Annotated in this window: 14 protein-coding genes; 10 read left to right on the top strand and 4 right to left on the bottom strand. The window is 44.5% G+C overall.

Going from position 1 to position 10,148, the window contains the following annotated elements; genetic code table 11:
• Positions 1 to 217: 217 nt before the first annotated feature.
• Entirely contained in the window at positions 218 to 904 is a 687-nt protein-coding gene (locus tag QUA77_RS27770) for a uracil-DNA glycosylase (protein ID WP_333453806.1), read from the bottom strand.
• Positions 905 to 1,097: 193 nt separating this feature from the next.
• Here QUA77_RS27770 and QUA77_RS27765 point away from each other — a divergent pair, with 193 nt between their 5' ends.
• Positions 1,098 to 1,769: a phosphoribosyltransferase family protein gene (locus tag QUA77_RS27765; protein ID WP_333453804.1), complete on the top strand. Its 672-nt coding sequence runs from the start codon at positions 1,098 to 1,100 to the stop codon at positions 1,767 to 1,769.
• A gap of 42 nt (positions 1,770 to 1,811) precedes the next feature.
• Entirely contained in the window at positions 1,812 to 2,102 is a 291-nt protein-coding gene (locus QUA77_RS27760) for a hypothetical protein (RefSeq protein ID WP_333039735.1), read from the top strand.
• Between the two features lie 201 nt (positions 2,103 to 2,303).
• On the opposite strand, the gene QUA77_RS27755 is transcribed toward QUA77_RS27760, so the two are convergent.
• Both QUA77_RS27755 and QUA77_RS27750 read right to left on the bottom strand, forming a co-directional pair.
• A complete protein-coding gene (locus QUA77_RS27755) occupies positions 2,304 to 2,687 on the bottom strand; it encodes a VOC family protein (protein ID WP_333453803.1) in 384 nt (127 codons plus the stop codon).
• 46 nt (positions 2,688 to 2,733) lie between these two features.
• Entirely contained in the window at positions 2,734 to 3,354 is a 621-nt protein-coding gene (locus QUA77_RS27750; protein WP_333453801.1) for a histidine phosphatase family protein, read from the bottom strand.
• A 55-nt stretch (positions 3,355 to 3,409) separates the two neighbouring features.
• Here QUA77_RS27750 and QUA77_RS27745 point away from each other — a divergent pair, with 55 nt between their 5' ends.
• Positions 3,410 to 3,877, top strand: a complete 468-nt coding sequence (locus QUA77_RS27745) for a hypothetical protein (protein ID WP_333453799.1) — start codon at positions 3,410 to 3,412, stop codon at positions 3,875 to 3,877.
• A gap of 145 nt (positions 3,878 to 4,022) precedes the next feature.
• Here the strand turns inward: QUA77_RS27745 and QUA77_RS27740 are convergent, their stop codons facing one another.
• A complete protein-coding gene (locus QUA77_RS27740) occupies positions 4,023 to 4,349 on the bottom strand; it encodes a hypothetical protein (RefSeq protein WP_333453797.1) in 327 nt (108 codons plus the stop codon).
• A gap of 154 nt (positions 4,350 to 4,503) precedes the next feature.
• Between QUA77_RS27740 and QUA77_RS27735 the strand changes: the two genes are divergently transcribed.
• From QUA77_RS27735 to QUA77_RS27705, 7 genes are all read left to right on the top strand, one after another.
• Positions 4,504 to 4,782, top strand: a complete 279-nt coding sequence (locus QUA77_RS27735; RefSeq protein ID WP_333039742.1) for a hypothetical protein — start codon at positions 4,504 to 4,506, stop codon at positions 4,780 to 4,782.
• A 39-nt stretch (positions 4,783 to 4,821) separates the two neighbouring features.
• The gene (locus tag QUA77_RS27730; RefSeq protein ID WP_190733754.1) at positions 4,822 to 5,103 is read left to right on the top strand and encodes a hypothetical protein; all 282 of its coding nucleotides are present in this window, start codon (positions 4,822 to 4,824) and stop codon (positions 5,101 to 5,103) included.
• 218 nt (positions 5,104 to 5,321) lie between these two features.
• Positions 5,322 to 6,149, top strand: a complete 828-nt coding sequence (locus tag QUA77_RS27725; protein ID WP_333039744.1) for a PHP domain-containing protein — start codon at positions 5,322 to 5,324, stop codon at positions 6,147 to 6,149.
• Between the two features lie 200 nt (positions 6,150 to 6,349).
• Positions 6,350 to 6,559: a CsbD family protein gene (locus QUA77_RS27720; protein ID WP_333074046.1), complete on the top strand. Its 210-nt coding sequence runs from the start codon at positions 6,350 to 6,352 to the stop codon at positions 6,557 to 6,559.
• Between the two features lie 294 nt (positions 6,560 to 6,853).
• A complete protein-coding gene (locus QUA77_RS27715) occupies positions 6,854 to 7,828 on the top strand; it encodes a hypothetical protein (protein WP_333453794.1) in 975 nt (324 codons plus the stop codon).
• Positions 7,804 to 8,691, top strand: coding sequence for a DUF1822 family protein (locus QUA77_RS27710; protein WP_333453793.1), 888 nt, complete (start codon positions 7,804 to 7,806; stop codon positions 8,689 to 8,691). Before QUA77_RS27715 ends, QUA77_RS27710 begins: the two co-directional genes overlap by 25 nt.
• 173 nt (positions 8,692 to 8,864) lie before the next feature.
• Positions 8,865 to 10,148, top strand: a 1,284-nt coding sequence (locus QUA77_RS27705; RefSeq protein ID WP_333453791.1) for a tetratricopeptide repeat protein, incomplete at its 3' end; no start/stop codon positions are given.

Genomic DNA, 10,148 nt, shown 5'->3' with positions numbered 1-10,148 from the left:
TTATCATTATTACCAATTATATTTATTCACAAAGAGGTATTGACAAAATCTACTCCTGTCTAACTTGTTACCAATGGTTCCTGACAGAGGTATCAGAAAATCCACGAATTTTCGGTTGAGGGATTTACCGTGGGGGGGCGGGTTTACGAGAAAGATTATCTGTTTTAGGCAATTATTGTTCGTGAAACCCGCCCATACAAAGCACCAACAAAAAATATTAGAATTGCTCTTTGAATTCATCCAATTTAGCCTTGATTAGTTGCATATCTTGCCACATAAACCATTTCGGAGTCTCCGGTTCGCGGGAGGGGTTTCGCAGCAAGTACGATGGGTGGAAAATTGGCATACACAAACGATTTTCCCATTCAATCCATTGACCTCGGATTTTACTAATTGGTCGCTTGTCGCTTAGCAAACCTTTGAGGGCTGTTGCACCAGTTAATAAAATAATTTTGGGGTTTAAGATGCGGATTTGTTCGAGCAAGTATGGTTTGCAAGCTTCGATTTCTTTTGCTGTTGGAGGGCGGTTGTTGGGAGGGCGACATTTGATGACGTTGGCAATGAATACGTCGGTTTCTGCACTCAATCCCACGGATTCTAAAATCTTATCTAACAGTTTGCCCGATCGCCCGACGAAGGGCAATCCGGTTTCATCTTCGTTTTGTCCGGGTGCTTCTCCCACAATCAAAATTGAGGCTTGAGGATTGCCGCGCCCGATGACAGCGTGAGTGCGCGTATTGCCCAATTCGCAGCGGTAGCAGCGGTTGCAGTGCTCGCCGATTTGTTCCATATTTTGATAAGTGCCGGGAGGAATGGGAATTTTGGCATTTGCTGGTATTGAGTCTGTTTGGAAAGTGGCACTTTGATTGTTGTCAAAAAGGCTGAGTTGCAAGTCGCTGGACATAAATTTTACAATTAGGGAGAGATTTTGGAGTCTAGAGTTTATAGTTTAGATCGGGTTTGGTGATTTGAGATTGGCTAGAAGCTTGTGTGCGATGCTGTCGATTCGCTACGGGATAGCTACGCTCGATCGCACAATCTCCAATTAACACTGGCACAATCTCCAATTGTTTGGTTGAGCTCGTACAGGCAAAAATATGTTCTCTAACCCGTTTTTTGACGATCGCGCCGATGCAGGCGAAAAACTGGCCGAGGCAGTTGTGGACGAGTTCGGCAAGTTGAGTTTAATGACACAGAAGGCGGTTAAACCGATTGTTTACGCCTTGCCGCGCGGGGGTTTGCCCGTTGCTGTGCCGATTGCGCGTCGCTTGGGCTGTCCTTTGGATGTGGTTGTTGCCAAGAAAATTACTCGCCCCGATAATTTAGAATTGGCGATCGGGGCTGCAACTGCTGACGGTCACGTCCTCTGGGAAAAGCAAAAGCAGCACAATTTACGCTTGCAAAAATCAGCATTGCCCCTGGCTCAAAATAATGCTCAATCTCTGCTGGCAGATTTGTCTCCTGGACGCCCAGATATCAGCGCGGCTGGGGCTTTGGCGATTTTGGTAGATGACGGCATTGCTACGGGGATGACGATGGCTGTGGCGGCTAAGGCTGTGGAGTCGCAGCAACCGGCGGCTTTGTGGATTTGCGCGCCTGTCGCCCCGGCAGATTTGATGGGATTTTTGGCCCAGATGGCCGATAAGTTGATCGTTCTGGAGACTCCTCACCCTTTTTACAGTGTCAGTCGCTTTTATGGGCAATTTCCGCAGGTTGAGACGGCGGAGGCTTTAAGGTGTTTGCAGCAACAAACAGAATGGCGATCGTAGGTTAAGCTAGAAGGCTAAATCCAAAAGCTCGATCGCTAACACATGAGACCTTGGCAATATTGGTTGGACACTTTGATTCTGTCTACTCAGCACAATCCGCCTCGGTTTGTTGAGTTGGTGATGTTGACTTTGGCGATGATTTTGCTTGGGCTGTGGAGTGTAACATTGCAGTGGCAATATTTAACGCTGTCTCTGAGTTATATAATTGGTTCGTCTTTTTCAATTTTGGTGCGGGAATCGATCGGCCCGCAGCCTCAATTTCAGCTAACTCACCTGACAGCATTGCTGTTATTAATTATCAGTTTTTATAGTTTTGCTGAACTGATTAGATAGTTAAGGGAGTTTTGAGTTGTAGAGGTAAACTTTATAATGTAATTTCGAAGGTGGTGAAGCAATTGCATAACTTATATAGCAATCCTCAGCGGCTTGTGAACTAGATGTTTTTTTGAACGAACCGCGAAGATGCGTTCGGCGAAGCCGTTCCCGAAGGGTAGGAAGAGAAGAGAAGATCGAGAGTTCACCAATAATTAGCCCTCATCCTACATTCTCATGGGATTGATGTAAAATTATGCGGTTCCCGGCAGGATCGAAGGCATAGATTTCTAGACCGTGAGAAGCTTTGATAATTTCTCCGTTGGGCGGATAACCTAAAGCCCAAATTCGGGCGATCGCAGTTTCGAGATTGCTGACTTCCAAACACAAACTCATGCCTGTTTTTGCTCGATTGGCAAATTCCGATTTGTGGGAATCTTTGGGTTTGAATATTCCTAGTCTTAAGCCGGGGAGTTGAAATTCAGCATAAGTATTGGGAATGTAAGGGTTGGGTTCTATGTCGAGAAATTTTGTGTAAAATTTAACGAGAACTTCCTTATCAAGGTCTGCTAAAGTCACGAGGGCGGCGCTGTATTGGAAACTCATATAAATTGGGAATGGGTAATTGGTAATATTATAACTTTTTATTTATTTAAAATCCTCCAATTCGTCCGACTATTTGGATTTTACCTTGTAGATCGCTTTTGAGAATCACAGCTTCGCCGCTTTGCGGTACAATATCCGTGATAGCAGTAATATTTACTTGATGAGTTACTAGAATAATCGTGCCTTTTGTGTTGCGATTATCAACAATTAATTTGCGGATTGTCGCTGTTTGTTGGGCTTCTTTGCTCCTGTCCCTAAAGAACGAGTTCAGCGCTGGGAAGGGTTCGACTTTGCCTATATTTATCAGTTTTGCTGTTTCCAAACACCTACACCACTGACTCGATAAAACTCTGGCCACTTTGATGTTGCGGTTGCGAAATTCTGCTCCAATTTGCTTGGCTTGCGTTCTTCCTTGTGCTGATAAATTGCGCTGGGTGGAACAGTCACCCAACTTAAAGTTAGCAGGATCTCCCGTACCTGGGGCGATCGCGTGTCGCATTGCTACCACCAACCCCGTCTCCCCCCGCTGCAACAATTGCCACCCTGCTTGAGTTTGCCCGTTGGTGGCTGCGTCAGAACTTGCAGTTGCAGTAATTAAGCCGATCGACAATACTAAAGCTAGCGATCCGAAAAACCATTTCCAGTTGAGGTCAATCCGCGCAGCCATTGGTGCAGAAGTTAGGAATTAACTTATCATATTATAATACAACAAATATTGCTCTATGGAACTCACCAATTTTATTGCTCTGTCTGTCATTATTTCCCTCGTCCTGGGGATTGGGTTTGGAACAATGACTTGGGCTTACTTCGGCAAGGGCAGCATTTCTGTACTCTTTAAAGAACCAATTTTAACTTACCCAGAATTTCCAGATACCGACAGCGGCAGTAAAGCTTCCGTTTATTTTCAACAAGGAATTGAGGCTTATCAGTCAGGAAATTACCGCAAAGCTAAAGATAAATTTACCAGTGCTGTAGAACAAGTTTCAACTTTGGCAGAAGCTTATCACAATCGCGCCTTGGCTTGTGCGAATTTGCGATCGGATGAGGAGGCAGTTGCAGATTTGATCCGTGCCAGCGAATTATACCAACAGCAGGAAGCTGGATTTGCGATCGACACGATTAAACAAAATCTTGCCGCCTTGAAGCAGCGCAAATTAGAACGAGAAAAACAAAAAGCAGTTGCGCCATAAATTATTATGTTCGGTCAGTGGAACTCAACCCAAACCTAGAGTTATGGTCTGAAAAACCCGGTTTCTTTGTGGTTGGGAGAAACCGGGTTTGTTTACAGAAGTTTTATTAAAGTTGAAAATCAAGATTTAACCTTCTCCAATTCAACTAAATTGTTCTGGAAGCTTCTATTTGGTCGATTTTAGCAATCATCATTTCTCGGCTAGGTGCCACAACTCGATAATTAGTAATGGGATCGTAAGCTTCCCACTCTTGAGTCACTTCGCTGTCTTGCCACAAAAACCATTCCCGGTAAATTTCGCCGTCATCAATGTCGCCACACAATGGCAGCCAATCATCTCCTCCCAAATTATCAAAATCTCCTCCTACTAAATCAATCCAAGCTGCAAGGATACAAGAGTCAATAGCATTATTGTTAATAGCAACGGTGTTATATTCAAGAGAATTTTCGGGAAAACAAAGTGTGGATTTCATAAGCTGTACCTGAATGTTATGTTATTAATTTATAAAAAAATCCTCTAGGTCAGTGACAGCAGAATGCCACTATCCTAACCTCCACAGTTCCCACGTCGAAAAACCTTGACACCCAAAGGGCTCAAATGCCTCTGCTGTATGACTTGAGACCGCTTTGAGTCAAGTCGCTAGACAGGCTAAATTGAGCCACTTTGCCAAGTGGCATACAAGAAAGCCCGATCGACAAAATATTGCTGGCGAAGGATCTCGCGCATTGAGGAGCGAAGACAGCGCGACTGGCAATTCTATACTGGGTAAGTTGGCAACTTTCAGTACAGTTTTTGTGATAAAATTAGCAGTAACCGGACTTTCGTACCGACAGCCTGGTTTGGTCAAAAGCTTTGCAACGAGCTTTCCAACAGTGCTGCGATCGCCAGTTTTGATTTATTGTTAATTTGGCCAAGTCCCGATCGACTGTTAGGGAAAAAAAATTATGCAAGCAACCAACCAAGAAAGAATTATCGATCTGACAATCCACTATACCAACGGCAAACAGCAACACTTCCAGTTCAGTGCGCCAGAGGGAACAGTAGGAGAGCAAGCAACTTTAGGCACTCGCCTGCACAAAATGTTGACAGCAGACCCGATAATTCTCGAATTGGCAGATAAACTGGTAGTTATCCCAGTTCACAACATACAAAGTATTGAAATATCGCCGATTCCTCCCAAATTGCCAGAGGGTGTCATTTCCCCAATGCGAGAAATTAAGAAATAGCTAAGGTGTTCGGCATCTAAATTCAACTGCAAAGACGGGCAAGAGACCCACCCCACGCAAGCTTTTAATAAACAGCAATGTCCCAATTAAAGGCGCCAAAACTTATTACAGCTAACAGATTGAAATTACCCAAAAACTTGTCGATCGCAGGGACGATATATGTCGCGTGAGTGAGGGGAATAATTGCAGGTTTTACAGACTTTAACTTACCCGAAAAAATGCTAGAGATCCACTGCCACACTACTTATTCCGACGGCACTCTCACCCCTGCCGAACTCGTAGCCGCCGCCGCGTCTTCGGGGGTTCGCGCCTTGGCCGTCACCGATCACGATACGATGTCAGGTTGGGATGAAGCCTTCGCCGCCGCTGCTTTGCACGGTATCGAAATAGTCCCCGGACTCGAACTCAGCACCGTTCACAACGGCCGTTCGCTGCACATTTTAGGTTTTTATCCCGATGCAAATAAGTTGCGAGTTCCTTTGAACGATCGCCTGGAAGGAAGGTTTCGCCGATCGCAGGAAATGGTCGAAAAATTAGCAGCAATGGGATACGCGATCGAACTGCCAAAAACATCCCCGGGAATGGCACCGGGAAGACCTCATATTGCCTCTGCACTTGTAAAAGCCGGTCACGCGAAATCATCGCGGGAAGCATTCGATCGCTGGCTGGGAGATGACGGCCCGGCTTATGTTCATTACGAGAAATTCTCGATCCTCGAAGGCATCGATTTACTGAAGAGTTGCGGCGCCGTACCAGTTTGGGCTCACCCTTATTTATTTCGCGGCGGCGCTGTTGAGGAAGTCTTAAAAGAATTAGTAGATGCTGGTTTAATGGGAGTTGAAGTATACCATCCCAGCCACAGTTCTAGCCAAATCCAAAAGTTGAAAGATTTGTGCCTTAATTACGGTTTGCTGGCAACAGGTGGCAGCGATTATCACGGCCCCGATCCGGAAAGGAAAGCTGCAGATAGCACCCAATTGAATATGCTGCATTTGCCGTTAGAATTGCTCGAACCGATTAAAGTTGCGGCGGCGAGTTTGAAATAGTTTTTTAGGACGAATTTTGCCAACCTATACAGTTGTCAAAAAAAGGAATCCTTTACTTTTTGAGTGAGGAATTTGCACGAAGTAAATCATCAGAAGAAGACCGAGGTCAAGCAGAATATAAATTAATATGAAGTTAAAGGCAATTGCAGCCGAGTTAATTTTACAATGTTACTATAGCAACTTGCCAAACGGAGCTTATTATGAGTGCAGAAGACAGAGCTAAGGCGATCGGCAAAAATTTAGAAGGCAAAGCTCAGGAAATTTTCGGTAATATTACGGGCAACAGAAAAGACCAGGTTGAAGGCAAAGCCAAACAAGCGGAAGCCTCCGCCCGCCACGCAGCAGAAGATGCTAAAAATGCGGTGAAAAATCTGGCAGATCAAGCCAAAAGGTCGATCGACAAATTGTAGAAACCGCGCTATACCAAATCCTGGCTAATAGAATTCGCTTCATATCAAATCCTTTGGTATCAATAGGGTTTGATATGATTTATTTTTGGAATGTGCATAAACTGGGTGACTTCTGCGACATCTCTTCAAACGCGCAGTGGAGAAGTCCCTACGATTGTTAATTTTACACCGGATTAATTTCGTAGTAAGGACTTCAGTCCTTATCGCATTGCCTTTACGAAAAATTTTTGCTCAATTCTGCATAAAGCCGCCAAAACCTGCGATATCAGAGTATCAACACGCAAAAACTGGACTATGACGAGACATGATACCCCCGTCGAACCCTTAGCAGGTTTAGTTCCTGTAGGGGCAAGTTTCAACTTGTTGCTTCCACCCACGGGTTGGGAACTCAAACCGATTTCCTTGACTTTGTTACTGTTGGCAGGTTACAGCGCTATTTTCCCTGGGATAATCGAATTATCTCGATGTCATCCGAACGTGCCTGTGAACACCGACGAACAGTTACGCCAACTTCTACAACTCTTGAAAGACTCGCCAGAGGCGAGTAAGGAACAAGAAAGACTCAAAAATAAATTGTGCCAACTCATTCCTCATTTGCCCGGAATTCGCAAGAATCGCGATGCCAATCCTAATATTGATTTTGACGGCGCAGTGAATGAGGCCTATGGGGGTTTTTTCAAAACGCTGCCGAGATTTTTTCGGGAAATTGACCTCGATAATATCGCTGATGATGCGTTGCAAACCAGAGTGGTTAAGCGGTTCAATACAATCGTTAAACGCAAAGTATATGACCAATACAGCAAGTTAGAGCGGCAGCCTTTTACTTTTAGTTTGGATGCTCCAACTAAGAGCAAAACAGGTGAACAATTTGATTCTGAAGGAGCGGCTGATGATACTACGGTCATAGGAATTGAGCAACTGATTGAGCAAGAACAAGTTAAAAATAAGGATCGCATCGGCCGCAAACTATGGCAGTGTATTGAAGACGATCCGACGGGAGAACTGCGAAACAGTTATCCCAATGAAAAAATAGATAAGACTCAGCCAAACACTCCCGAAAATCGTCGCCCTCGACCGGATGCCAATTGTCACATACTGGCAGTGCGATTGCTGCTGAAAGACCCTCCTGATAAATTATCGGTAATTGCCAGAGAGTTAAATATTGACTATCAAACTCTCAACTCTCACTGGAAAAGAACAGGTTTTGAACTCGTCAAAGAGATTGGCAATAGAATTGCTAAAGAATGTGGATATCAACCGGAGGAATAATGGTGAATAGCATGGATACTTATTTGTTACAAATTCCTCTGGAGCAAACTGCCCGCAATTTAGCTCTGCAATTTGCTTCAGAGCAAGCTAATCCGCAAAAAGGCAAGCGGGTTTATTTCAATACCCTGGCGGTTTGGGCAGTTAACTATTTTTTGGAATGGATGGAAATGGAAACCGATATTGATGGCGGTGATAGTTGGAATCCAGCAATGCGGGCAGTTTTGGATGTCGGCGATTTGGTTTTGCCGGGGATTGGCAAGATAGAATGCTGTCCGGTTCAGCTTGGAGAATCGGCGATTTATCTGCCGGAAGTGCGAGGAAACCGCATTGCATATATCGTCGTTCAGTTTGCCGAACCTTTCGATAAGGTGAAACTTTTGGGCTTTATTCCGGCTGTGGAAATTCATGATGAAATTCAAGAGATTTCTCTAACTAATCTCAAACCCCTTGAGGAATTGTGGGATTATTTGGATCGAATTGAGTTGGCGATTCCGCTGTTGCAAGGTGAAATTGAAGAGTTGCTATCTGATTTGGGAGAAGATGACCCCGTACAAGCACAAGTTCGGGAGAATTTGCAAAACAAATCTATTTCGGAAATTGTGGCAATTTTGAATAAAGTTTTTCACAGTAGTGAGAAATCTGACTGGGGATATGAAGGGGGGAAGGCTTTAGCGGGAAGTGGTTCTAGCAGTGGAGGTTTGGGAAATAGAGATATATCTTTCTCTCGTGATAAATCTTCACCTGTTGAGAAAGCTTCAGATATTGAGGAGGATGTGAAAGCGGAACTGAATCTGATTGCTGAAGATTTATTGGAGAAGTTGGCTGAGATTTGGGGAGATGGTGATGATTTTGCCTTGTCATAAATCGGCAATCTCCCAGAAATCGGGATAAATTTCCATGACTTGTAGATACTGTCTTGACCTGTCAAGGGGTATCTACAACATTCCCAAGACAAATATCTAGAATTTTTCAGGAATCTGCATAATTCTCCCCCAAATTCCCGATCGATATATATACAGAATAAAGGGAAACTCTAATGGACGAACAACGCCTCGCGGCCTATCTCGAACTGATTCGAGCCCTGCTTGAGTGCCCTAGCGGTACAGTAAATGATATTCTCAACGCCAATCGAGACTTAGTTGATGCCAATTTTGTGCAAGTCATGGCAGCGGAAGCGGAGAAGATGGCAGCAGAGGGCAACTCCAAGGCAGCTTGGTTGCAGAATCTAGCGGCACAATTGGCAAACTTTGTCGGCAGTACAGCAACTCCTGAAGAGTATTTATCTTTCTTGATGGAGGTGTTGCAAGCAACGTCAGACAGTGGCGGAGATCCTCAAGTCGTATATCGTATTTTACAACAAAACTTCGATAAATTGGATTTAAATTTGGCTCGAATATTACAAGCTTGGGCTGCATCCACATTCACAGAAGTTACCTCAGAAGAAGCTGCTGCCATTGCAGCAGATCTTGTCTATTTTGGCAATTTAATTAATCAGTTTCCTCTGGGGCGGCGGGCATGGAATTTAGAAATAGGTATTGCTTGTTATAGGGCAGCATCAGAAGTCTATACCCGCGAGGATTATCCGAAAAATTGGGCAGCGACTCAAAACAATTTGGGCAATGCCTATAGGGACAGAATAGAAGGAGTCAGGGCAGGGAATATAGAAGAGGCGATCGCCTGTTATCGGGAAGCTTTAATAGTCCATACCCCTGAGAATTATCCCGAAGATTGGGCAATGACTCAAAACAATTTGGGGAATGCCTATAGTGCCAGAATAGAAGGAGTTAGGGCGGCGAATATAGAAGAGGCGATCGCCTGTTATCGGGAAGCTTTAAAAGTCTATACCCGCGAGGCTTATCCCGAAAAGTGGGCAATGACTCAATACAATTTGGGGAATGCCTATCAAGGCAGAATAGAAGGAGTCAGGGGGGGGAATATTGAAGATGCGATTGCCTGTTATCAGGAAGCTTTAAAAGTCTATACCCGCGAGAATTATCCCGAATATTGGGCAGCAGCTCAAAAGGGTTTGGGGAATGCCTATCAAGGCAGAAGAGAAGGAGTCATGGCGGCGAATATAGAAGAGGCGATCGCCTGTTATCGGGAAGCTTTAAAAGTCTATACCCGTGAGAATTATCCCGAATATTGGGCAGCAGCTCAAAATGGTTTGGGGCGTGCCTATAGTAACAAAATAGAAGGAGTCAGGGCGGCGAATATAGAAGAGGCGATCGCCTGTTATCGCTTAGCATTAGACCTCTTGCGAAAGTCTCAGGCGATGGCTAATTTGTCTTCAAAGAAAGTTCATAATTATAAATACCAGCTA

The organism is Microcoleus sp. K5-D4 (assembly GCF_036704575.1).
Classification (GTDB): domain Bacteria; phylum Cyanobacteriota; class Cyanobacteriia; order Cyanobacteriales; family Microcoleaceae; genus Microcoleus.
The sequence above is the reverse complement of the archived record's forward strand: the minus strand, read 5'-3'. Positions and strand labels throughout refer to the sequence as shown.